The sequence below is a fragment of the Allorhodopirellula solitaria genome (assembly GCF_007859855.1).
GTDB lineage: Bacteria > Planctomycetota > Planctomycetia > Pirellulales > Pirellulaceae > Rhodopirellula > Rhodopirellula solitaria.
This window is the reverse complement of record NZ_SJPK01000062.1, coordinates 1-1,173: the sequence shown is the minus strand read 5'-3', so window position 1 is coordinate 1,173 and position 1,173 is coordinate 1. Positions and strand designations below refer to the sequence as shown.

Below are 1,173 nucleotides of genomic sequence, written 5' to 3'. Positions count from 1 at the left end.
CGTTCACCTACGCTCTGGTGGCCGGTGAAGGCGATACCGACAACGCTGCTTTCGAAATCGATGGCGACCAAATCAAGACGGTTGGCGAACTCGACTTCGATACCCAGTCGAGCTATTCGGTTCGCGTTAGCAGCACCGATGCTGGTGGACTGTCGACCGAAGAGATGTTCACGATCACCGTGACTGAGGCCGCTGAAAACACGGCTCCAACCGCGATCGCACTCAGCGAAACTTCGATCGATGAATCGTCCGAAATCGGAACGGCTGTTGGTACGCTCTCCAGCACTGACGCTAACGCCGGTGACACGTTCACCTACGCTCTGGTGGCCGGTGAAGGCGATACCGACAACGCTGCTTTCGAAATCGATGGCGACCAAATCAAAACGGTTGGCGAACTCGACTTCGACACCCAGTCGAGCTATTCGGTTCGCGTCAGCAGCACCGATGCCGGTGGACTGTCGACCGAAGAGATGTTCACGATCACCGTGACCGAGGCCGCTGAAAACACGGCNCCNACNGCGATCGCACTNAGCGAAACTTCGATCGATGAATCGTCCGANATCGGAACGGCNGTNGGTACGCTNNNCAGCACTGACGCTAACGNGGGTGACACGTTCACCTACGCNNTGGTNGCCGGTGAAGGCGATACCGACAACGCTGCTTTCGAAATCGATGGCGACCAAATCAAGACGGTCGGCGAACTCGACTTCGATACCCAGTCGAGCTACTCGGTTCGCGTCAGCAGCACCGATGCCGGTGGACTGTCGACCGAAGAGATGTTCACGATCACCGTGACTGAGGCCGCTGAAAACACGGCCCCGACCGCGATCGCACTGAGCGAAACTTCGATCGACGAATCGTCCGAAATCGGAACGGCTGTTGGTACGCTCTCCAGCACTGACGCTAACGCGGGTGACACGTTCACCTACGCTCTGGTCGCCGGTGAAGGCGATACCGACAACGCTGCTTTCGAAATCGATGGCGACCAAATCAAGACGGTTGGCGAACTCGACTTCGACACCCAGTCGAGCTATTCGGTTCGCGTTAGCAGCACCGATGCCGGTGGACTGTCGACCGAAGAGATGTTCACGATCACCGTGACTGAGGCCGCTGAGAATACGGCCCCAACGGCAATCGCACTGAGCGAAACCTCGATCGATGAATCGTCCGAGA

Annotated in this window: 1 protein-coding gene; it reads left to right on the top strand. The window is 57.6% G+C overall.

Annotation, left to right across the window (positions count from 1 at the left end):
* Window positions 1-164: 164 nt before the first annotated feature.
* Window positions 165-1,173, top strand: a 1,009-nt coding sequence (locus tag CA85_RS24635; protein WP_456236673.1) for a cadherin domain-containing protein, incomplete at its 3' end; no start/stop codon positions are given.